The 21,471-nt window shown below is 72.1% G+C and carries 21 protein-coding genes; 18 read left to right on the top strand and 3 right to left on the bottom strand.

The window, feature by feature from the left end; translation table 11 throughout:
• The first annotated feature begins 11 nt into the window (after positions 1-11).
• Entirely contained in the window at positions 12-935 is a 924-nt protein-coding gene (locus OG764_RS41430; protein ID WP_328974031.1) for a hypothetical protein, read from the top strand.
• Positions 936-1,465: 530 nt separating this feature from the next.
• Positions 1,466-1,879: a hypothetical protein gene (locus OG764_RS41425; protein WP_328974030.1), complete on the top strand. Its 414-nt coding sequence runs from the start codon at positions 1,466-1,468 to the stop codon at positions 1,877-1,879.
• 293 nt (positions 1,880-2,172) lie between these two features.
• Here the strand turns inward: OG764_RS41425 and OG764_RS41420 are convergent, their stop codons facing one another.
• A complete protein-coding gene (locus OG764_RS41420; RefSeq protein ID WP_328974029.1) occupies positions 2,173-2,559 on the bottom strand; it encodes a restriction endonuclease in 387 nt (128 codons plus the stop codon).
• A complete protein-coding gene (locus tag OG764_RS41415; protein ID WP_328974028.1) occupies positions 2,556-3,008 on the bottom strand; it encodes a hypothetical protein in 453 nt (150 codons plus the stop codon). The genes OG764_RS41420 and OG764_RS41415 overlap by 4 nt, the downstream gene beginning before the upstream one ends.
• Before the next feature lie 169 nt (positions 3,009-3,177).
• Here OG764_RS41415 and OG764_RS41410 point away from each other — a divergent pair, with 169 nt between their 5' ends.
• From OG764_RS41410 to OG764_RS41350, 13 genes are all read left to right on the top strand, one after another.
• On the top strand, positions 3,178-4,404 hold the full coding sequence (locus OG764_RS41410) for a twin-arginine translocation signal domain-containing protein (protein WP_328974027.1): 1,227 nt from the start codon (positions 3,178-3,180) through the stop codon (positions 4,402-4,404).
• A gap of 11 nt (positions 4,405-4,415) precedes the next feature.
• Positions 4,416-4,967: a GNAT family N-acetyltransferase gene (locus tag OG764_RS41405; protein WP_328974026.1), complete on the top strand. Its 552-nt coding sequence runs from the start codon at positions 4,416-4,418 to the stop codon at positions 4,965-4,967.
• A 541-nt stretch (positions 4,968-5,508) separates the two neighbouring features.
• Positions 5,509-5,742: a hypothetical protein gene (locus tag OG764_RS41400; protein ID WP_328974025.1), complete on the top strand. Its 234-nt coding sequence runs from the start codon at positions 5,509-5,511 to the stop codon at positions 5,740-5,742.
• Positions 5,743-6,333: 591 nt separating this feature from the next.
• Positions 6,334-8,340 (top strand): hypothetical protein, encoded by a 2,007-nt coding sequence (locus tag OG764_RS41395; protein WP_328974024.1) that lies wholly within the window; start codon positions 6,334-6,336, stop codon positions 8,338-8,340.
• 174 nt (positions 8,341-8,514) lie between these two features.
• The gene (locus OG764_RS41390) at positions 8,515-9,711 is read left to right on the top strand and encodes a hypothetical protein (RefSeq protein WP_328974023.1); all 1,197 of its coding nucleotides are present in this window, start codon (positions 8,515-8,517) and stop codon (positions 9,709-9,711) included.
• A gap of 77 nt (positions 9,712-9,788) precedes the next feature.
• Positions 9,789-10,148, top strand: coding sequence for a hypothetical protein (locus OG764_RS41385; protein ID WP_328974022.1), 360 nt, complete (start codon positions 9,789-9,791; stop codon positions 10,146-10,148).
• Positions 10,141-10,881 (top strand): hypothetical protein, encoded by a 741-nt coding sequence (locus tag OG764_RS41380; protein WP_328974021.1) that lies wholly within the window; start codon positions 10,141-10,143, stop codon positions 10,879-10,881. The genes OG764_RS41385 and OG764_RS41380 overlap by 8 nt, the downstream gene beginning before the upstream one ends.
• An 828-nt stretch (positions 10,882-11,709) precedes the next feature.
• On the top strand, positions 11,710-13,518 hold the full coding sequence (gene ltrA, locus OG764_RS41375; protein WP_443056310.1) for a group II intron reverse transcriptase/maturase: 1,809 nt from the start codon (positions 11,710-11,712) through the stop codon (positions 13,516-13,518).
• Positions 13,519-14,126: 608 nt separating this feature from the next.
• Positions 14,127-14,861, top strand: a complete 735-nt coding sequence (locus tag OG764_RS41370; RefSeq protein ID WP_328974019.1) for a hypothetical protein — start codon at positions 14,127-14,129, stop codon at positions 14,859-14,861.
• 2 nt (positions 14,862-14,863) lie between these two features.
• Complete coding sequence (locus OG764_RS41365) at positions 14,864-15,247, top strand: hypothetical protein (RefSeq protein WP_328974018.1); 384 nt, start codon at positions 14,864-14,866, stop codon at positions 15,245-15,247.
• Positions 15,244-16,593, top strand: a complete 1,350-nt coding sequence (locus tag OG764_RS41360) for a hypothetical protein (RefSeq protein ID WP_328974017.1) — start codon at positions 15,244-15,246, stop codon at positions 16,591-16,593. The genes OG764_RS41365 and OG764_RS41360 overlap by 4 nt, the downstream gene beginning before the upstream one ends.
• A 32-nt stretch (positions 16,594-16,625) precedes the next feature.
• Positions 16,626-17,372 carry a hypothetical protein gene (locus tag OG764_RS41355; protein ID WP_328974016.1) on the top strand — a complete coding sequence of 249 codons (747 nt, stop codon included), beginning with the start codon at positions 16,626-16,628 and terminating at the stop codon, positions 17,370-17,372.
• Positions 17,373-17,476: 104 nt separating this feature from the next.
• Positions 17,477-18,223, top strand: coding sequence for a nuclease-related domain-containing protein (locus tag OG764_RS41350; protein WP_328974015.1), 747 nt, complete (start codon positions 17,477-17,479; stop codon positions 18,221-18,223).
• Between the two features lie 62 nt (positions 18,224-18,285).
• Here OG764_RS41350 and OG764_RS41345 read toward each other — a convergent pair whose 3' ends face one another.
• Positions 18,286-19,032 carry a hypothetical protein gene (locus tag OG764_RS41345; protein WP_328974014.1) on the bottom strand — a complete coding sequence of 249 codons (747 nt, stop codon included), beginning with the start codon at positions 19,030-19,032 and terminating at the stop codon, positions 18,286-18,288.
• Between the two features lie 200 nt (positions 19,033-19,232).
• Between OG764_RS41345 and OG764_RS41340 the strand changes: the two genes are divergently transcribed.
• From OG764_RS41340 to OG764_RS41330, 3 genes are all read left to right on the top strand, one after another.
• Positions 19,233-19,862 carry a hypothetical protein gene (locus OG764_RS41340; protein ID WP_328974013.1) on the top strand — a complete coding sequence of 210 codons (630 nt, stop codon included), beginning with the start codon at positions 19,233-19,235 and terminating at the stop codon, positions 19,860-19,862.
• Positions 19,862-20,431 carry a hypothetical protein gene (locus OG764_RS41335; RefSeq protein WP_328974012.1) on the top strand — a complete coding sequence of 190 codons (570 nt, stop codon included), beginning with the start codon at positions 19,862-19,864 and terminating at the stop codon, positions 20,429-20,431. The genes OG764_RS41340 and OG764_RS41335 overlap by 1 nt, the downstream gene beginning before the upstream one ends.
• Positions 20,432-20,574: 143 nt before the next feature.
• Entirely contained in the window at positions 20,575-21,066 is a 492-nt protein-coding gene (locus OG764_RS41330; RefSeq protein ID WP_328974011.1) for an HNH endonuclease, read from the top strand.
• The last annotated feature ends 405 nt before the right edge of the window (positions 21,067-21,471 follow it).

Genomic DNA, 21,471 nt, shown 5'->3' with positions numbered 1-21,471 from the left:
ACGATGGGCGCATGAGCACGGCAGGCCGTAACACCGTCTCGGGTCGCACCTACCGCCGCACCCGCCCGCGCGGGTTCGCCGACTGGTCCCCGAAGCCCGACACCCTGCGCCTGGTCGAGCAGGTCCGCGCCGTCCTCGACGAGTACCGCGCGCACCTGCCGATGACCGCCCGCCAAGTGTTCTACCGACTGGTCGGCGCCTTCCAGTACCCCAAGGAAGAGAAGGCGTACGACCGGCTGCAGGAGACCCTCAACCGGGCCCGCCGGGCGCGGCTGATCCCGATGGACGCCATCCGCGACGACCGGGCCGCTTCCGCCGGCCACTCCTTCGGGTACAACAGCCCGGCGGAGTTCTGGGAGTCGGTCCGCGCGTCCGCGTCCTACTACTCCCGGCCGCTGGACGAGGGCCAGCCACGGGCGGTTGAGGTGTGGATCGAGGCCCAGGGCATGATGCCGATGATTGCCGAGGTCACCCGGCAGTACGGCGTGATCGTCTACTGCTCCGGCGGGTTCGAGTCGGTCTGTGCCAAGCACGACGCCGCCGCCCGCATCGCCTACCGCGAGGTGCCCACCACGGTGCTCAGCATCGGCGACTACGACCCCAGCGGGCTGAGCATCCTGGACGCCGCCGCCGAGGACGTCGCCGCGTTCGTCGCCGAACTGGGCGGCACCCCGCCGACCGTGAAACGGCTGGCCGTCACCGAGGAGCAGATCACCCGGTACGCGCTGGAGACCGCGCCGCAGAAGGCGACCGACCGCCGCGGCGCCCTGATGTTCCGCACCGTCCAGGCCGAGGCCCTCAGCCCCACGCTGCTGACCGACCTGGTGCGCGCCGGCGTCGAGGAGGTCGTGGACCTGCGGGCGCTGGAACGGGTGCGGGCCCGCGCCGAGCGCGAGCGGCAGCGGGTGGTGGCGAAGGCCGAGCGGCTGCGCTGACCGTACGGGGCCGGGGCACAGACCTGTGGCTGAGCAGCGTGGTACCCGGGGGCTTCGCCGCCCCCGGGACCCCGCTGCCCCGTCACTCCCCGGCGCGAAACGGCATCGTCGTGGTGCAGACCGGTCGCGCCAGGGAGCAACGGGGTTGTGGTCAAAGGCTGCTGTCCGGTGGGGGGTTCGGTAGGGACTCGGTCCGGTCGACGGCTGCCTGCAGGCCCGTCCGGTACACGGACCACACCGTCGGCGCCGCGAGATGCACGTGCAGCGTCGGGCCGTCAGGGGTGGAGTGGGGGAGGGGTTCGTCGTCGTCCGGCGGTCGGGTCGAGGGCTCAGTCACGGTGATCTCCAGGAGTCGGCGGCAACGGCACGGCAGCGTGCTCCGCTCCGTCGTACGCCGCCGCCGGCCGCCGGGGGCCGCCCTGCTCCAGGACTTCCCGCCCGGTGGGTCGGGGAGTTCAGTCTCCGGTCCGCCGGACGGGAACAGGCGAGAGGGGGAACCGGCCCGGACGAGGTCGCTACGCTGCCGCCCCATGACCCACACCGACGAGTCCGACGCGGTCCTGAAGATCAGCGATGCGCTGAGGGCCCTGCACATCGACCCCGACGGGGGTGGTGCCATCGAGCGCCCCGCCATCGCGGCCGGGCGACTGCTCGCCGCCGCCGAGATCCTCGCCCGCAGCGTCATCAGCAGCCCCGGCGACCTGGACGGCCAGAAGCAACTGGACGACCTGATGCACGGCTTCTACGGCATGGTCGTCGCCTTCAGCGACACGATGCCCGCGGGCGCATCCTCCGCTCTGCGCGGCGCGCTCCTGCAGGACCGGCTCCGCCGCGCCGAGAAGCAGTCCGACCTCGCCGGTGAAGAGGCCGACCACCTCACCTCCGCACTGCACGAGGCCATCGAGGAGGCCGGACGGCTCCGCAAGCAGAGCGGCGTCCTCTGAGCCCGTCCGTGAGACCCACGGGGCATCGCGCTGACCTGCGAGAAGGAACGCCCGTGGAACCTATGAGACCGTCCCACGCGCGCGCGTGCGGGGCGGTCTCCTTCGTTCCCGCTCCCGGCAGAGCGGGCATATCGACGGGTTCTTGCGCTACTTGCGCAGGTCCACGCGCGGGCGCGCGTACGTACGAGAGGGGCCCCGGTGGTGCAGAGCCGCCTTAGCTCTTCTGCACCACCGGGGCCCGGGGAAGGCCCGCGCTCACGGGGGGAAGCGACGGGCCGGGATCGTGGGCCCGCTCAGTCGGGGACGGGCCGAGGGGTGTTCAGCCGGTCGAGCCGGGCGTACAGGTCGCGCACGATGCGGGCCCGGCCCTGCAGGCACCGCAGGTCCGGCTCCAGCGGCAGGGCCAGCCGTTCCCGTGCCGACCGCAGGACGTCCTCCGCGAACAGGCGCCGCCCGTCGCGCTCCGGGAGCTGACCGGCCAGCTGCTCGACGTCGCGCGCGACGATCCGGGCGTGCCCGGTCAGTTGCAGCGCGATCTGCTCGCAGTCCGCCGGCGCGAGCCCGGCCGGGTCGGTCACCGCGAGCACGGCCCGCACGAGGAGCTGGTGCGGCTCCCGGTCCAGGGGCAGTTCGGCGTCCAGGACGCCGTCGGGATCGTGCAGCACCTGGTGCCCGCTCACGAGGCGACCGCGCCGACGTCGACCAGGCGAAGCAGCGCACCGGCCAGCTTCCCGGAGTCGACGAGCCGGGCCGCCCGGGGAGGGCTGACCCAGTGCGCCGCGATGGTGCCAGCACCGGAGACCGGGACGAGGACCTGCGAGCCCGTCGACAGCACGCGGACGCCGGGAACGTCCCGGCAGACGTGCCCAGTGCCCGGGTCGACCATCACGTACAGCCGGTTGCTCAGGTAGTCGGCCAGCACCGGGTAGCCCTGCCGCAGCCCGAGGCCGAGCGCGTCGAGCGCGTCCAGGCCCCGCTGCAGCTCGACCGCGACCGCGTCCCACTCCCGGCCGCAGTGCGCCCAGTCCGTACGGCAGTCCGCGCGGCGCCAGCGTTCTCGCACCCGCCCGTCAGGGTCGGCTTTCGAGGACCAGGTGACACGGCGTGCGCCGCTGGAGGAGTTCGGCACGGGGGCTCCCGGATCGGTTCGTCTCGGTACTCCCAGACAACCGCCACACGTCCGGGTGGGATCAGGCCGGATTGCGGGCACTTCCCGTCGAGAGACCGGACAGTTTTGCCAACGCGCGGGGTGCCGCCGCACTACCGTCGCGCGCACGCACAGCACACCGGGGGCCCCGATGGACAGACAGCGCAACGCGATCCTCGAAGCGCTGCTCGACGAGTACGACTTCAAGCACCAGGGCCTCGCCGACGAGGTGAACCGGGTGGCCGAGGACATCTTCGGCAGACCCGGCGACTGCAGCGACCGGCATGTCCGGCGGTGGATCTCAGGGGAAGTCCGCTGGCCGTGGACCAAGTACCTTCTGCCACTGGAACGGATCTTCGATCGTCCGGCCCAGGCGCTGGGGTTCGTGCCGCGTGGCAAGGCCAGCGCCAACCTTCCCCGTCCGCCGCGGCCGGCACAGCAGGAGGAGGAGCCAGTGCACCGCCGCCGGTTCATCACCGCGTCCGCCGCCACCACCGTCGCCGCCGTGCTGGGCATCGACCAGACCCCCACCAGCGGGCGCCTGTCGATGAGCGACGTCGACCGCGTCCACGAGCGCATCGGCCGCATGGACGCCCACTTCTTCTCCATCGGCGGGGGCCCGCTGATCTCCGTCTCCACCGGCTACATCGCCCGGCTGCGCGAGGCCCTCGACGGCTGCACCTACGGCGACCGCGTCGAGCGCGCCCTGCACGGCGCGATCAGCAGCCTGTACGCGTCCGCCGGTTGGGCCTGCCACGACAGCGGCGACGGCGAGCAGGCCACCCTGCTCCACACCGCCTCCCTGCAGAGCGCCCTGCTCGCCGCCGACCCCTCCGCCACCGCCCGCGCGTGGTCCAACCTCGCCATGCAGGCCCGGCTGGAGGGACGCCACCGCGAGGCCGTCCAGATCACCCGCGCCGCCCTCGACAACCGCCGCGCCCGCCAGGACCCGCACATCGCCACCCTGCTGCACGCCCGCCTCGCCATCGGCCAGGCCCGCGTCACCGACCGCACCGGGGCCGTCCGCTCCCTGCTCGCCGCCGAGAAGGCGTACGACCGCGTCGACCCGGGCCAGCCGGCGCCGACATGGCTGTCGTTCCTCAACCCGGCCGAACTGTCCGGGCTGGCCGCCATCACCCACCAGGCGCTGGGCCACTACGACCGCGCCGAGGCCGCCACCGTCCAGGCCCTCGACCTGCTCCCGCAGCGGATGCGCCGCAACCGCGCGTACTACTCCGTGCAGCTGGCCGAGCTGCAGCTGGCCCAGGGCGAGCGCGAGCAGGCCGCGGCCACCGTCTCCGGCATCGACGCGTCCTCCCTCGACAGCCGCCGCATCACCGACCGGCTGGCCACCGTCCGCCGGACCCTCACCGCCTAGGAGCCCCGCCCGTGACCGCGCTCGACATACGGCACTACGACCACCACCAGGCCGCCGAGGTGCGCCAGCTGCTGCTCGACGTCTACGCCGAGGTGTACGCCGAGGCCGCGAAGACCGACCCGTTCGCCACCGTCGAGCGGTTCGCCAAAGGACTGGACGGCTGGAGCCGCCGGGACGGCTGGACGTGCGTGGTCGGCTACGACCAGGACCAGCCCGTCGGCTACGCCTACGGCGCCCCGCTCCCGGCCGGCGCACCGTGGTGGGGCGGACTACTCACCGAGGTGCCCGCCGACGTCGTCGAGGAGACCGGCACCCGCACCTACGCGCTCAGCGAGCTGATGGTGCGCGTCCCGTGGCGCAAGACCGGCACCGCCCGCCAGCTGCACGACGCCCTGCTCGCCGCCCGGCCCGAGGAGCGCGCCACGCTCCTGGTCGACCAGGAGCACCCCAAGGTCCACGCCCTGTACGAGTCGTGGGGCTGGCAGACGCTGGGAGACCTGCGCCCCCGCATCCCCGACGCGCCCTTGTTCCACGCCATGCTGCTCGACCTCCCGCAGCGCTGACCGCGCACCCGGGCCCGCGGGCGGGGGGTGTAACAGAATCCGGCGGCCGACGTTCCCCCAGTGTGAGGACGCCACCGACATGCCCGTCGGGCCGCCGGCCCGGACAGCCGTCTCCCGGGAGACGGGACGCCCAGCGGGAGACACCCCGCCCCCTCTCCCGCCTGGGGGGACACCACTTGACGTGCGAAAACTGGTGTCCCCTTTCCTGTAACGATTTCGAGGGCCGATACGTCTACGGATTCGAGAGGACCTCACGAAGCAGCGCAGGAAGGGGTGCAGGGTGACCGGATCGGGTGACGTTCTTGGCCGTGCGCTGGACGCCTTCCCTCGCCGGGAGGAAGCGCCCCGAGCAACCACGAACGTCCCGACTTGCCCTAATTGCCCGTCAGCCGTTCACCCGGGGACGAGGGATGAAACCTCCCGCCTCAGAAAAAACACGCGCCGCACCCGCGTTTTGAGTACGTACATGAACGGCCCGCGTGGCATGATCACCTGTATGTCTAGGCCCTATGGAAGTCGGGATGCGCGCGATCGGGAGTACGTGCCGCCCGTCGCAGACTCGAAGTCCAAGAACAAGCTGGTGCGTCTGTCGCCACTTGTACCGCCCGAGGTGCACGCCAAGGCGTTCGCCAGTGCCAAGGCGTCCGGGGTCTCGATGGGCAAGTACATCGCGGAACTCATCCGGCGCGACCAGCTCGACGAGCACGGCCGCCCGGTATGGGCCCGCGACGCTTTCGGTGAGCCGGACCAGGGGGAACTTCCCATGACCGGCTGATCATCTGAAAAAGCGTCGAAGGGCGCCAAAAAGCCCCGGTCATTCCAACCGGGGCAACGGCGCCCTTCCGACGTACCGGGTCCAGCGTCTCTTCCCAGGCCGCTGAAACCCATTGCATTGCTGCTGCTGTACCTGCTCAACCCGTCCAACGGTGTCTTCCAAACGCCGCAGTCCCAGAGGTTCCCCGGCTTCCAACCGGGGGGCCTCGCCTCACAGAGGAGGAGGTGAGTCGAGCCCCACAGACGCTTTCCACGGCGACTGTCGGGCGGGTGGTGTCCTACACCGCATACAGAGTCGGAGCCCAGTTCACGCGCCTGGTTGGTCGCGTTGAGGCCCTCCGCCGAACGGCGGTAGGGGGGCTTCGGCGTGCATATGGAGTTAGGAGCGCCCCCCATCGTAGCGGACCGCTACGGTGCCGGACAGCTCACGCCGACCCCCGGAGTGTCCGCGGAGTCGAGTGCGCACAGCCCGTCATCTGCCCCGAATCACAACCCCCATACCGGTGTTATCCCGACCCCCCGAGCCCCGCGTGCGGACCTGCAGGACCTGTTCCTGCGGCTGTCCCCGCGGTTGTCGGTGCGCGTCGACACCATGAACTCTTCGGGCCAGTGGCAGCACAAGTACGTCGAGCGCTCCATGCACACCCTTCGTGGCGCCCCGCGTGGCCCGTACGCCGTCTACCTGTCGAGCTTCTTCCGCGCCTACCGCTGGCTGTGCTTCGACCTCGACACCAAGCGTGGCGAGGTCGGCCCCGACCTCGCAACTCTGCTGCGCTGGTTGGAGGAGGCCGGGCTGACCTACGTGGTCGCCGCCTCCGGGTCCGCCGGCGGACGGCACGTATGGGTGGCCGCCGAGACGCTGCTGGACGCAACGCTGGTCGAGTCGATCGCCGTGGCCGCCGCGAAGCGCCTGCCCACGCTCGACTACGGCCTGCTCAAGTCCCGTACGGGCGCGGCCCGTCCCATCGGGGCCCCGCACCGCAACGGAGGCCGCAGCGAGCTGCTGAGCCCACTGAGCCCCGGCCGGGCCGCCAAGCTGCTCACCCCGGCCACCTGTGGCAACCCGTCGGACGCGTTCCTGCGGCTGCTGCTCATCATCGACGCCGTCCCGGCCGCCGTGGACGTCCGTCCCAAGCTGGTCGGCCGGGACGCGTTCGGCGAGATCATCGACGACGACGGCCCCCGGCTGGCTGGCACTCCGAAGACCGTCCTCGACCGCGAGACGATGGCGCTGCTGACCCGCCGGCCGCCCGCCGACCGGGTCAGCGAGGTGTGCGCCTCCGTGCTCACCAGGCTGGCCCTGCGCCGCTGGTCGCAGCCGATGGTCGAGCGTCTGCTGGAGGACCGCCAGTACCGCGAGGGCGGGCTGCTGCACCTGTGCACCTCGCCGGGCGTGGGCCCGCTGCGCGTCATGCTCAACCAGGCCGAGGCGGAGGAGAAGTTCGAGCAGCAGTGGGAGCGGTGCGTGGCGTTCGCGGCCAAGCTCCCGCTCCCGCAGGAGGCGCTGGAGTGGACCGAGAACCTCGCCGAGGTCGTCGCCCTGGTCGAGCAGCTGCAGCAGGCCGCTGACGCCTGCCCGGAGCGCTGGACCATCGACTCCGGCCCCGCCGACCGCGCCGCGCTGGACGTGTTCTGTCTGCTCGCCCTGCAGTCCGGCAGCACCGTGCTGAACCTGGACGCCCGCCGGGCCGCCCTCGCCGCTGGCTACGGCCGCTCGACCATGAGCCGGGCGTTCCGGCGGCTGGGCCTCGACAGCTGGCTGGGCCGGGCCGAGGACACAGGCCCGGCGAACACCTACGAGCTGCTCCCCGTCACCGCTTCGCACCCTGCTTTCACCCTCGTTGCGCAGGGTGGGACACAAAGGAACCTGCCCCCCCTAGGGGTAGACCGCCCCACCCTGATCTCCCGCCTGGAAAAGCGCCTCGCCGCAGGTCAGGCCGACCTGTTCGCCTACGGCCGCGCCACCGAGAACCACGCCGGCGGGCTGGGCCACCACGCCGGGCGCGTCTACCAGCAGCTCGTCCTGCACGCCGACCGCGCGCTCAGCCTCACCGAGCTGTGCGAGCGCACCGGATACAGCGCCCGCACCGTCTCCAAGCACCTGGGGAGGATGCAGAACCTGCTGGTGGCCACGCGCGCGGTGATGACCGTCCATCACGAGTGCCCCACTTGCCAGGCCGTGCCCGGGGAACGCTGCCGTACGGCCGCAGGAGCCGCTCTCCGCCGCCGTGGAGCCGACCAGCACGCCACCCGCCAGACCCTCGCCGCCGAGCGCTCCGGTGCCCCGTACTACCGCGCCCGGCCCGGCTCCCTGGTCGCCGCGGCGAAGGCGCTGGGCTGCTTCGGTGTCACGGCCAGCCGTGCGCGCCGGTACGCCGTCGAGACCGAGCTGTACCGGTGGTGGCGTCAGGAGGAGGAGTGGATGCGCGCCCCCAAGGCCGGTGTCCGTACGGGAGTCCAGACGCACCCCGAGCAGGCCGCCCTGGTGCTCACCACGCTGGCCCGCCAGCCCCGCCGCCGCTACCCGCGCACCGCCGACGGCCGCGGCGACCACGCCGTCGCCAGGGCCCGCATCGAGCGCCGTATCGCCACCGCCTGACGCCACGGCATGCCGGGCCGCCCCCCGGCGCAGCCGCTTCGTGGTTCCTGATCTTCCGATGAGCCCACCGCAGGGCTTGTTATTGCTTTCGGACAATCCCTGTCAACCGGTTGACGCTGACCTGAGGCACCGTCAACCTGTTTACGTCAGACCGAACTCAGCGAGGAGAACTGGATGAACGAGACCGTGCCCGTCCCGAAGGTCGAGGTCGCCACCTACCGGGCGCCCCGTGTCGCCATCACCCCCGTGACGAGCGTGATCCCGACCGAGCCCGTCCCCGGCGCACATGCTCCCGGGTCCTACCAGCACGTCCTGTTGCACACCGGCACGGGCGAGCTGTCCTTCCACGAGGGCACCGAGCACCGGGAGCCCTGGAACCCCAGCTGGAGGGCTACCAACGACGTCCCGCGCGAGACCTGGAACCGCTGGCACCCCGGCAAGCTGTACCTGCCGGGCAGCGGCCCGCACATGTGGTTCGAGCCGGTCCCGGAGCTGCTGTGCTGGACCATCGACTCCGGGTTCACCGGACACCCGTACCTCGACGTCGAGGCCGCCAACTCCCTGCTGGAACTGGTCGCCCCGTACGCCCAGGAGCTGCTCGACGGATTCTTCGAGGCCGGGGGCGAGCTGGACTGGTCGGCCGCCTCCGCGCGCGCCGGCCGCCAGCTGTGCCGACTGACTTCCCGTCACCGCGAGGCCGCCGCCCCGGAGGTCGACGCCGACCTGGTGGACTTCGCCGACATCGTCGAGCGGTTCCCCCAGGTCTACAAGCCCGAGCTGCTGGGCCTCTCCCTCGACAAGCTGGCCGAGGAGTGCGAGTTCCAGACCCGCTACATCGGCGCGAACGAGCACTGGCACCAGGAGGTGAAGAAGGTGTTCGGCACCCCGTACCGCGACGGCACGGGCGTGTACCTGCAGGTGCTGGGCGTGCGGTCCTGGTACCGCACCGTCCTCATGGACGGCGACCCCCGCCCGGCCCGCGACTTCGCCGACTGGGACGCCCAGCACGGCCGTTTGGCCGCCAGTGACATCACCTCCGAGACCACCGACGCGGCCCTGAACACCTGGATCGAGCGCGAGGAGCGGCACGCCGGGCAGCAGGGAGTGCGCCTGTTCGGCACGAAGGACGCCGCCTACAGCCACCGCGCCCGGCTGCGCGAGCAGGACTGGGACCGCCTCGCCGTGGTCGGCGCCGAGTGCGCCCGGCTGGAGAAGTACAAGACCGAGCGCCTGCAGCTGGTCAACCGGGCGATCTCATGGGGATACAGCGACTCCGACATCGCCGGGCGGGCCCGCGTGTCACGGCAGGCCGTGCACAAGCTCAGCAAGAAGACCGAGGACAACGGGCAGGTCGACGACCCCGAGCTGTGAGCCACCCCCGACCACCACGGCGACGGCCGGAGCCATTCGAGCTGGCTCCGGCCGCCGTCCCTCCCCGAAAGGACCCGATGAGCACCACCGACCCCTTCGCCCTGCTGCGCGCGACGGCCGCCGTCCAGCGCCTGGACGACGAGCTGACCGTCCACCCCGGCGACCGCCAGCGCGAGCGCACGTACCTGGTGCACCGCGCCGCCCTCGCCGACCGCGCCGTGCCCGCCCTCGCCGAGGTCGAGGACCCCGCCGCCAGCGAGCAGGACGCCGAGGACACCGCCCGCCGCCTGCTGGAGCACGACCGGGCCCACGGCACCGGCCGCGGCCCCGTGCCGGCCGCCGACGTCCGGTGGGACACCGACGCCCGCGGCTACGCCCGCCAGGAGCACGCCGCCGCCGTCCTCGACGAGCACGACCAGGAGCACGCCGGTGCCTGACCTGCACATGAGCCCCGAGGTACGCGCCCTGCTCGGTCCCGAGGGCCTCGCCCGCGCCGCCGAGGTCTCCCTGGCCAACGGGCAGTGCGTGGTGTGCGACCAGCCGCTGACCGGGGCCGTGAACATGGTGGTGCGCACGGGCGGCACCTTCACCCACGTCGTCTACGTCCACGACCGGTGCGGCCCCTCCCAGGTCATCGAGATGGGCGAGGACTTCGCCCCGGCCGCGCCCGCCGACGGCTACGCCATGACGATGACGGCCGCCGTCCTCGACCACGGCGGGGCCGACCTGCCCGTCCTGGTCGCCGAGACCGTCGGGAAGGCGTACGTCGTCACCGACAACCCCACCGGCGAGCTGACGAACGTGGTCGCCAGCCACCTGCTCGCCCAGGGCTTCCAGTTGGTCACCCGGCTGCGGCAGGCCCCGCCGCAGGTCGCCGAGTGGGTCGGTGTGCTGCTGCTCGGTCACGGCCCGGCCGGCGAGGACGGGCTGCTGGTCCTCGACCCCGACGGCGGGCAGTTCTTCACCGGCTCCGTGGACCTCCCCGACGGCTGGCTCACCCAGGCCGCCCGCTACGGCTGGGCCGTGCTCTACGTCGGCAACGTCGGCGGACTCGACCCGCAGGCGTGCGACGCCAAGGCCGCCGCCAAGGCGCTGCGCACCGCCGCCCAGGCCGGGCAGCTGGTCGGCGCCCGTATCGCCGTCGGCACCCCGGCAGCCGCCCAGAGGTAGCCCCCGCTCCCGCCCCGCCGACAGTGCCCCGAGACCCCCCGGTCCCGGCGCACTGTGCTGCGTGCCGCCGGGTTTTGGGACTTTTGGGACCCCCCTACGCACGCGCGCGCGATGGGTCCGGCCCGTCCCCGGTCCGGCCCTGCTGCGGAAGGCTCCCCTTCCGCACCAACTTGCTGTGCGACGTGAGGCCGCACGCTGAGAAGTGAGGTCAGTCTCGTGGAGAGATTCAGACAAGAGATTTCCTCCGAATTAGTGTCTCGATTTTCGTCCCCGCGCTCACATGCGTCGCTGGTAACGGCGGGGTGTGAAGCTGAGCGTTCACGCCCAAGGGCGCCTCGGCCATCGAGGGGCCACAGGTAAGGGGAAGGCTGGACGGGCGAACACGCGTGAACCCCCGGTTAATGCCTCGTTATATGGGACCCCTGCGATGGCTGGTTTTCGGCAGGGTAGGGCTCGGTGCTGTAAGGCACAGGCGGCTTCCGATGCAAGCAACATCGGTAGTGAGACACCGCTGGCCACGGGGTAGAGGGGGCGCCCACCCCAGCCGCATCTTCTGCGTGCGGAACACGGAAACCCTGATGGGGTCCGGAATGACCGGTAAGCCGACCGCAAGGGAGGCCCAACTCCCCAGCAGGAACAGGATGATCCAAGAAGCGAAGGCCGGTAGGCCGAAAGGTCAGGGAAAAACGGGCGGTGGCTCTCCACCCGCTGTCCGCCATAACCCGCCGGATACGGGCCCTGGTGGCCCGGCCCGAAAGGGCGCCCACGTGGATCAGGTAAGCCTTTGAAGCCCCAATGCAAAGGCGTCGGAACCGAAGGACAAGTTGGATGCCGGAGGCGTGCTTGAGTACCACAGCGGCAGATGCGACTGCCCGTGTGCCCGAGGTGAACGGACCGGAGGGCGGGAAACTCGCGTGGCACAGCATCGACTGGGCCGAGTGCGAGGAGAACGTACGGCGGCTGAGGCAGCGGATCTTCAAGGCGACGCAGGACGGGGACCTCAAGCGGGTCCGCAACTTGCAAAAGCTCATGCTGAGAAGCCGCAGCAACACGCTGGTGAGCGTGAAGCGGGTGACCCAGCAGAGCAAGGGTCGCCGGACCGCAGGAATCGACGGGGAAACGGTCCTCACCCCTGCGGGGAGGGCCAGACTGGCGGCCGAGAGCCACCGGTCGCACCCGTGGAAGGCCCAGCCGGTCCGGCGCGTGTACATCCCCAAAGCGAACGGGAAGCAGCGCCCGCTCGGTATCCCGGTCATCCGTGACAGGGTGCTCCAGGCCCGCGTGAAGAACGCACTGGAACCCGAGTGGGAGGCGCGGTTCGAGCCGAAATCGTACGGTTTCAGGCCCGGACGCGGCTGCCAGGACGCGATCGCGACCATCCGCTCCTTCAGCAGGGGCAGGCTGGCCAAGCGCCTGTGGGCGCTGGACGCGGACCTGGAAGGCGCGTTCGACCGCATCAGTCACGACCACCTCAACGCCATGATCGGCCAGTTCCCCGCCAGGGACCTGATCCGGGCATGGCTGCGGGCCGGCGTGATGGAAGGCGGACGCTGGACGCCGACCGAGGAGGGCACTCCTCAGGGCGGTGTCATCAGCCCGCTGCTGCTGAACGTCGCACTGCACGGGATGGAAGAGGCCGCGGGAGCCAGGCGCGACACACGCAGAGGGCGTGAATTCTGCGTCGTCGCCGGAACTCCCGTGCTGATCCGGTATGCCGACGACTTCGTGGCCCTGTGCCACAGCAAGGAAGAGACGTTCCGGGTCAAAGAGGATTTGATGAACTGGCTTGCACCCAGAGGTCTTCGCTTCAACGAGGCGAAGACCAAGGTCGTCCACCTCGGTGAGGGGTTCGACTTCCTGGGGTTCTCCGTGAAGAAGCACGGTGACACGCTGGTCATCAGGCCGAGTAGAGAGGCGTGCAACAAGCTCCGAAAACGGCTCCGGACCGAAATGCGCGCCCTTCGGGGCGCTCCGTCCAAGGCCGTGATCGCCAAGTTCAACCCGATTGTGCGGGGTTGGACGGCGTACTACCGGGGTGTGGCGTCGCATCGGGTGTTCTGCTCGATGGACTTCTACATGTTCACGCTGCTCTACAAGTGGGCGAAACGTGGCCACGAGAACCGCTCGGGGCTGTGGATCAAGCGCCACTATTTCGGCCGGTTCAACAAGGCCAGGCGCGACAACTGGGTATTCGGCCACCACCCCAGTGGTGCCTACCTCCAGAAGTTCGCCTGGACCCGTTACGCCCGCCATAACGCGGTCAAAGGGTCGTCGTCTCCGGACGATTCGACCCTGACCGGCTACTGGCGGGCGCGTCGCCGCATCAAAGCGCCGCCGCCGATGGACAAGACCAGCTTGTACCTGGCGGCGCGACAGAAGGGCGTGTGTCCCCTCTGTCGTCAGGCGTTGATCGACGGAGCCGAATACGAGCCGGACAATCTGCGCGAGTGGATCGACTGGTTCGCGGCGTCGAGGAAGGTGCTCAACAAGCACCACCTCGTTTACCGGAGGCACGGCGGGACGGATGAACGAGCCAACCTCAGCCTCGTGCACGCCGATTGTCACCGTCAGCATCATGCAAACGACGGAAATCGGACCGTAAGTATCCACCCTGCGGAGCCCTCGCGGCTTGCTTGAGCCGGATGCGTTGAAAGGCGCACGTCCGGTTCTGAGGGGGCCGGGGCCCAGCGATGGGCTCCGGCTACCCGACCGCCCGCCAGTCACCCAAATTTGGGTGACCCGTGAACGTCCGGGCGCCTCATCTGCGGTCGGATTTATGAAACCCGCCCAGGTCAGCGCCACGCGCCCGACCGCCCGAGCAGGTACGGCGACGGCCGCCCGGCCGCTGGCCCGGGTCACCGAACAAGACGCCTCCGGCGGGCCCTTCCTCCGAGGGGGTGGGAGGACGTGGCCGGGCGCCGGCCGGTGGGTGGTGAAGGGGGTGGTGGGTCGCGGTGAACTCCCTCGCCGACCGGGCCCCGGAGGGTGCCACAGAACCCCGGGGCCCTACGTGGACGCCTACGGCGCCCGCAAGCGGGTCGCGCAAGCGCGATCCACTCCGTTCCCCGGGAACCTGCGGCAGCGCTGCGCGCGCCCGCCCGACGAGGGAGCCCCCCGCTCCGGTCCGACGTATGGCGCGCGTGCGCCGGCCGAACCGACCAGCACGGTCCGGGCCGCGCCCAGATTCTTCGACCACTTCCCGCAAGTGCGTACCCTTGGTACACGCAGCGCGGTACCATTGGTACATGACCGTAGTTGAGTACGAGCACCCGATCCGCAAGGTCCGCGACGAGATCGCCTCCGTCGTCGACCGCGCCAAGGACGGCGGGGCCATCACGTACGTCACCCGCAACGGCGAGCGCGTCGCCGCCGTCGTCCCCCTCCCCGTCGCCGACCGGGGCACCCGCCCCGCTGACCGCACGGCCCTCGACTCCCAGGGCAAGCCCATCCGCCCGGCACCGGCCGCGCCGGGCGGACGCTTCACCTGGGACGCCGGCGGACCCTCGCAGCAGGAGATCGAGTGGACCCGCGCCGGACTGGAGGCCCTGCACGCGCAGCTGGCCACGGCGACCGCCGAGACCGTCGCCCTGCTCGGGATCGTCGGCCAGGCCCTCGCCGCCACCAGCGACCGGCACCTGGGCACCGTGCAGGAGCTGCTCGACTCCATCGACCGCCGCTTCGCCGTCCCCGAAGGCGCCCTGTCCGACGCCGTCGAGGTGTACGACGAGCTGACCCGCCCGGACGACGCCCTGTGCGTCACCTGCCGCGAGCCCATCAACACCTTCTACGGCCACGAGGGCTGGCAGCACTACCGCATGGCCGTCAACGAGCACGGCATCAACGCCACCGTGGTCTACGAGGCCGAGGACAAGCACGAGCCCGAGCCCACCTTCGTGCCGCGCACCCGCCGCGCGTTCGCCGACGGCAAGGTCGTCCGCCCGTACGACGACCCCGCCGCGCCGGCCGCCGAGGAGGAGTAGCCGTGGCCTGGTTCGTGGGCACCGTCCTCTTACTCGCCCTGCTCGCCGCCCTGCTGACCCCCCGCCTGCTCCGGCTGGAGCAGGAACGCCAGGAGCGCCGGGCGGACGAGCACTACCGCAAGCAGCTGCAGGCCGCCACCGACCACGCCATCACCACCGCCGTGCGCGCCCGCCTCGCCGAGCCCGTCGTCGACCTGCACATCACCATCCCGATGCGCGTCACCGTCGGCGACGTCATCGCCCGCGCGCTGGAGGACTTCGCGCTGGAGGTCCCCCGGGAGCACGCCGCCGCGATGCTGCGCCACCGCCTCGAATTCCGCGGCCACGCCCGCTGGCCCGACCTGATCACCGACGCATTCGACGACGAGGAGGACCAGACCCCGTGAACATCCGCCAGCTGTTCCGCAACCGCCGCCGCACCGCCACCGCGCCCGCTATCGAGCCCTACGTCTACGACACCATCACCCTGACCGTCACCGACGGCCTGGAGGTGCTGCGCGCCGACGGCAGCACCTGGGACCCGTGCATGGGCACTCACGAGTGCCGCACCCTGGCCCAGCTGCTCAACTGCGTGGTGTGGGAGAGCCTCGCGTCCATCCCGCCCGCCCCGCAGTTCGAGCCCCACATCGCGCCGACTCGTATCGTCCTGCCGGGCGTCGAGCCGGTCGTCGCCGTGTTCTACGGCCCGGACGAGGACTTCCCCAGTGGCCGCACGCTCGACGAGTCCGGCCGGCCCGTGTGCTGGCGGGCCCTCGCCGAAGCGGCCGGTGCCCCCGCCGCCGACGCGGCCGAGTCCATCGGCTGCCCCTCGTGCCAGCACCCGCCACCGGCGACCACCGCACCCGTTGTCCCCGCGCAGCCGCCCGCGCCCGCGTGGGAGCAAGACGGCCACTTCCAGGTCGGCGACACCGTCCAGATGCCGCCCGCCGACCCCTTCCCGGCGAAGGTCGTGTGGGTCGAGGGCGACCGGGTCGGCATCGTCACCAACCCCGCCAACGGGGCCCAGGCCAACGCCTCGCGCGAGCAGCTCCGCCACGTCACCGGCTGCGAGCCCTGCACGGCCGACGCCGCCGTCCAGGACGCCGCCCAGGAGCAGCGGGAGAGCGCCTACTGGGAGCAGTGGCCGGCCGACCACCGCGAGCTGCACGACGCGGTGATGGAGGACATGCAGCTCACCGCCGGGTCCGTGCCCAACCTGTCGGTGTGCGGGCACCCGTCCAACCACACCCGCTACAAGTTCGGCCCCAACTCCCCGGTGCGCGAGTGGATGCGCACCGAGTTCGACGGGCACATGGTCGCCTCCGAATCCCCGAGCCTCGCCCTGGGCCGGATCTGGGACCCCATCGACTGGCTGCGCATCGAGCGCGAGCACGGCGACGACGGGCTCACCATCACCGTGCCCTGGGAGGGCATGACGTGGCCGACCGTGCGCAGCGCCTACGCCCTCGCCCGGGAAGCGGGTCTCGACGTCGTCCTGGACGTCGACCTGGAGATGGAAGTGCTCGACGACGGCACGGTCGGCGTCGAGGCGAACCCGACCCTGATGTTGGTCAAGGGCGTTGTCCCCGACGAGGCCGAGGAGCAGATCAACACGATCCTGGGCCGCACCCCGGAGTCCTACCCCCACAGCCGCGTGCTCCGGCCGTCCTACCCGGACCGGCCCGGCATCGACTACAGCGCCCCGTACAAGCACGACACCGACGACCAGACCATGTGGTTCTGGGCCGGATGATCACCCCCGCCTCACCGACCAGGAGCGCCCGCATGACCGACACCGCCCCGCGGCTGCTGCCCGCCGAGGAGAACTTCCTCGCCGACTTCTTCGACCTGGAGGAACCGCTGCTCATCTGGCTCGAACAGACCACCCAGGACACCCGCGCCGGCGCGGACGACGTCTACACGCTGCCCGCCGACCTCGATGGCGAGGCCGTCCGCGCCGCATGGGCCCGCATCTTCGAGGCCCTGCCCAAGGCCCTGCTCGACGAGCGGCACGCCCTGCTCACCGGGGAGGAGGTGACCACCGGCAACAAGGTCATCGGCCCCGACGGGTACGAGCACAGCCCTTTGTACGCCGCGCCCGTCAACCAGGCCGACGTCGAGGTCCTGGTCGCGCTGCTCGACCAGTGCCGCAAGGCCCTCGCGCTGGAGCCCGGCTACACCGACCTGCGCAGCATCCTCACCGAGGCGGGCGAGTGGTACGGCAACGAGACCGCCGACCGCGCGCGGTACTCCGTCGGCGAGCGCGTCCCCGAGACTGCCGAGCAGGTCGTCAACCGGCTGGCCCGCGCCCTCGCCGTGCTCCATCTGCAGGACGACGACACCCGCACGCTGCTGGCCGCCGTCACCGCGGCCGGGCCCGACCGGCGCATCGTGCTGACCGAGGACCAGGAGCAGGCCGCCCGCCGCTACTTCGACCGCGTCATCACCGCCGTGACCGAGGGCAAGCCCCGCATCGAGCGCGCCTTCGCCCGGTTCGTCGAGTTCGGCGACGACCGACCCGTCCGGCCCTGACCGCCGGACCGCCCGCCGGGCACCGAAGGCGCACTGCCGCCGTGTCGGTGCCCGGCGCTACGGTCCCCGAGACAGGCCGAGCAGGCAGACCAGGAGGGGACCACATGGCCATCGCACCAGGGCGCCGCAGTGACGGGGCCGGGGCCAGCGCCCGCCGCGTCGGGGAGTTAGCCCGCGCCGCCGAGCGCATCCAGCAGCACCGCCGCGCCAAGGTTGTGCTGCCGCTGACCGCAGCGGGCGCGGCCGTGGTCGGCATGGCCGCCGGCACGCTGCTCGGGTGGCAGGCGGGCACCGTCGCCGCCCTCGCCGTCCTCGCGTACGGCGTCCACCGCATCTACCGCCGGGCCCGCAACAGCTGGACGAGCGGCGCCGTCGGCGAGGAGGCCACCGCCCGGCTGCTGCGCCCCCTCGCCCGCCGCGGCTATGCCGTGCTGCACGACCGGTCGATCCCCGGGAGCCGGGCCAACATCGACCACCTGGTCGCCGGGCCGTTCGGCGTGGTCCTGGTCGACAGCAAGAACTGGCAGTCGAAGAAGTCGCGGCTCACGATCACCGGCGGGCTGCTGCGGTACGGGCGCTACGACCAGACCAAGGCCCTGCAGACCGTGGTGTGGGAAGCCGAGCAGGCCGCCAGGGCGCTGGGGGTGCCGGTCCGCCCGGTCCTCGCGGTGCACGGCGCGAAGGTCCCCGCGCCGCGCGGGCGCACCGAGCTGCACGGCGTCACCGTGATCGAGGCGAAGAAGCTGCGCGGGATGCTCTACGGTCTCCCCGCCCAGCCGGGTTGGGACGCCAGCCGCGTCACCGCCATCGAGGAGCAGGCCGAGCGGCGCCTGCCCCGGCACAGCGGCTGACCGACCCCGCCGACAGCGAGGGCCCGGGAATCTCCCGGGCCCTTCGTCATGTCTGCCGCCCGTTACGACGCGTTCGGCTGCGCGACGTCGTCCAGGCCGAGGTCGAGGAGCACCGCCAGGTCCTCCCCGGCCGCCCACCGCTGCAGCACCGCCCGGTCGACGAGCCGCACCCCGTGCCGGGCCGCCCACACCACACGTTCCCGGGAGAAGACCCCGGAGCTGACGACGACGAACAGCGGGCGGGGGCCCGGCGCGACTCCGGCCGGCAGCCGCGGGGCACCGCCGACCGGGCGCAGCGCCGCCCGCCCGCCTGCCTCGCCCAGCTGCTCGACGCCACGCTCGAAGGCGAGGCCGAGCTGGCGACCGTCCGGCCCGTTGCCGACCAGGTGCACCGCCGTGCGGCTGATGCGCACCCCGCGTACGTGCGTCCAGCCGTCGCGCAGCAGCAGACGGCCGACGATCGAGCGGAAGCGCCGGTCGTCCGCCGCGTCGATCTCCGCGAGGGAGTAGCACCGCGCCCGCCGGCGCCGCTGTACGACCACCGCGCGCCGCCACCGCACGGCAGCCCGCACCCCGTAGGCGAGCGCCACCGCCGCGAGCAGCGCGGCCCACCAGCCGACCCGGGACCACAGCCAGCCGAGGCCGACCAGGGGTAACCCGAGCACGGCCGCGATCCCGGCAATGACGGGCACGACCTCCCACCACTCCGGCCCGTACTGCCCGTTCAGCCGCAGCTGCATTTCCTCGCGCTTGCGCCAGGCCCGCCGCGTACCGACGGGAGACCGGCTCAGCGGCCACACGTCGTTCACCCCCACCACCACCTCGCCCTGCTTCGTCGTCCCTTGTCATATCTGCCCGCGCCACCGCCCGTACAGCTGCACCGCCGCGCACCGAACGGCCGAGCGACGCCGCCGCCCGAGCAGCGGCTAATAACAAGCCCTGCGGAGCGCCGCGCGCGAGTTTGACAATCTGGATTGTCGAGAACGGCCACGACAACTACGCTTGTCACATGGACGATGAGAACCCTTACTGGACCGAGTTGCTCAAGCTGCGCGACCCGGCATGGACCGACCCCGCCGACGACCAGCAGCGCGCCCTGACCGCCGCCGTGCTCCGCCTCGCCTACGACCTGGGAGGGGAGATCTGGAGCCGCGCCGGCGAACTCGACGCGATGGGTGCGCCCACGCGCGAGACCGTGGTCACCCGCTCCCCGGACCGGGCACTGGCCACCCTGCGCGCCCTGCGGGCGGTACGCGAGGCCGCCGACGCCGCCGCCGAGGACACCGCGCGCAAGGCGGGACAGCTGGGAGCGGGCTACCCGCAGCTGGGCAAGGCGTGGGACATCAGCCGCCAGGCCGCCCGGCTGCGCTGGCCCGGCGCGGTGAGCGCGATCAACCCGGCCGCCAACCGCGAGCCGGTCCACTTCGAGATGTACGGCGGGGAGGCCCGGGTCTCGTACCACCCCGAGTTCGGCGGGTGGTGGTGGATCGCCACCGCCGCGAACCGCAAGACCGCCGAGGCGCCCGAGGGCGACGACGGGCACGCCGAGACCAGCGAGGAGGCCGCCGCCGCAGCGGGCGCGTTCCTCGCCGCGAACGCCGTGCCGACCGCCGAACCCGCCCCAACAGGTGAAATGTGATGCACGTCACGCCGACGTGTCCGGGGTGCGCGACGATCACGGAGCGGATCGAGGTCGAGGGCGAGCAGGTGTGGCGGTGCACCGCGCCCGGCTGCGGCCGGCGCACCTACGGCACCGGCGACCAGGACGACGACCAGGACCTCCCGCCGTACACGGAGACCGACGAGACCGGCGCGGTGATCTGCCACCACGGCGACGGCGAGGTCGACATCGAGGCGACCGCCGAGCTGGCCGCCCAGGACGACCGCGGGGAAGCCGAGCCCGGTCACCCAAATTTGGGTGACTCCCCGGCGAGGCCGGCCGAGCCCGAGGTGCGCGACGTCCGCGTGAAGGACCTCGCGCACGCCCTCGCCGGGGGGTGGGCGTGGATCTACGGGGACCCGGAGGGGTGGCGGTTCTTCACCAGCGCCGCGTACGACCCCGACCACGACACCGCCGTCACGATTACGTACAGCGATGGGGAAGTGGTCCGCGAGGAGCCGTGGCCCGAGGCCCGTTTCGTGCACGCCGGGCCCGAGAGCTTCCCCACGGCGAGCCGCCCCGGCCCGGCCGGGATGGTGAAGCGGTGATGTTCCCCAGCGAGCAGCACCGCCCGCGCGTTCCCCACCCCGACCTTCCCCAGGGCCCGGGTGGGGAAGACCCCGGCCCGCTTCCCCACGGTGGGGAAGCCGACCCCGGTGGGGAAGCCCTCGCCCCGGAGGGCGGGGAAGGGGTGCCGTGGGGAACGCTGCTGGCCGATGGGGAAACCGTCGAGCGCTACCGCGCGCAGGTCCTGCAGCGCGGTCCGGACGACTGCTGGTGGTGGCTGGGGGCGATCACCGACACGGGGCACGGGAGCTTCCGCGCAGGGTCCCACACCACCCAGACCTCCCGCGTGGTGCCCGCCCACCTGTTCGGCTACCGCCTCGCCCACGGGGCCGACGCCCTCGCCGGCGGGCTGGTCGTGCGGCACCGATGCGACCACGGCGCGTGCCAGAACCCGGGCCACTGGCTCCCGGGCACCCGAGGCGACAACAACCGCGACGCCGCAGCTAGGAGGCGACTTGCCGGGCACGCGCTGACCGACGTGCGGGGCGCGGCGGGGCGGGCGCGGGCGGTCCAGGCCGCCATCGCCGCCGCCGATCCGGAGCGGCTGGACGAGGCGATAGCCGCCGCCCTCGCCGCGGGCAATCCGTCCGGGGCGTACCAGGACAGCATCTTCTGACCGACGTGCAGCACCACGGCGCCGGGACCTGTCGGTCCCGGCGCCGGCGCGTGTGGGGAGCTGGGGAAGCGGGGGGTGGGGAGCCGCCCCGGGGAGGGCCGCGTGCGACTCGCGGCAGCAGTTCCCCGTCGCCGTTTCCCCGGCCGTGGGGAAGCCGGGCGCGCGCAGCGGGGTGGGGAAGACCGGCCGCCGTGGGGAACTTCCCCACCGGCCGAGGGTCGGGGGAGGGCGCGCGGGTGGGGAAGTTCCCCACCCGGTCCGTCTCGCGGCAGCCGTCGAGTTCCCCACTTCCCCGGGCGCTGCCCCGCTTCCCCAGCGCGCGGGGAAGACCCGGCCGCGCCGCTTCCCCGGCTCCCTGGTCGCTCCCGTCGGCTTCCCCGCCGTCCGGCGCGCGAGCGTCCGCGC

Source organism: Streptomyces sp. NBC_00239 (assembly GCF_036194065.1).
GTDB lineage: Bacteria > Actinomycetota > Actinomycetes > Streptomycetales > Streptomycetaceae > Streptomyces.
This window is presented reverse-complemented; position numbering and strand designations above follow the sequence as displayed.

Bases quoted from the DNA above. Each gene is read 5' to 3' on its own strand.
- OG764_RS41430 (WP_328974031.1), top strand. From the start codon at position 12: ATGAGCACGGCAGGCCGTAACACCGTCTCGGGTCGCACCTACCGCCGC.
- OG764_RS41425 (WP_328974030.1), top strand. From the start codon at position 1,466: ATGACCCACACCGACGAGTCCGACGCGGTCCTGAAGATCAGCGATGCG.
- OG764_RS41410 (WP_328974027.1), top strand. From the start codon at position 3,178: ATGGACAGACAGCGCAACGCGATCCTCGAAGCGCTGCTCGACGAGTAC.
- OG764_RS41395 (WP_328974024.1), top strand. From the start codon at position 6,334: ATGAACTCTTCGGGCCAGTGGCAGCACAAGTACGTCGAGCGCTCCATG.
- OG764_RS41390 (WP_328974023.1), top strand. From the start codon at position 8,515: ATGAACGAGACCGTGCCCGTCCCGAAGGTCGAGGTCGCCACCTACCGG.
- OG764_RS41385 (WP_328974022.1), top strand. From the start codon at position 9,789: ATGAGCACCACCGACCCCTTCGCCCTGCTGCGCGCGACGGCCGCCGTC.
- ltrA (WP_443056310.1), top strand. From the start codon at position 11,710: ATGCCGGAGGCGTGCTTGAGTACCACAGCGGCAGATGCGACTGCCCGT.
- OG764_RS41370 (WP_328974019.1), top strand. From the start codon at position 14,127: ATGACCGTAGTTGAGTACGAGCACCCGATCCGCAAGGTCCGCGACGAG.
- OG764_RS41355 (WP_328974016.1), top strand. From the start codon at position 16,626: ATGACCGACACCGCCCCGCGGCTGCTGCCCGCCGAGGAGAACTTCCTC.
- OG764_RS41350 (WP_328974015.1), top strand. From the start codon at position 17,477: ATGGCCATCGCACCAGGGCGCCGCAGTGACGGGGCCGGGGCCAGCGCC.
- OG764_RS41340 (WP_328974013.1), top strand. From the start codon at position 19,233: ATGGACGATGAGAACCCTTACTGGACCGAGTTGCTCAAGCTGCGCGAC.
- OG764_RS41335 (WP_328974012.1), top strand. From the start codon at position 19,862: ATGCACGTCACGCCGACGTGTCCGGGGTGCGCGACGATCACGGAGCGG.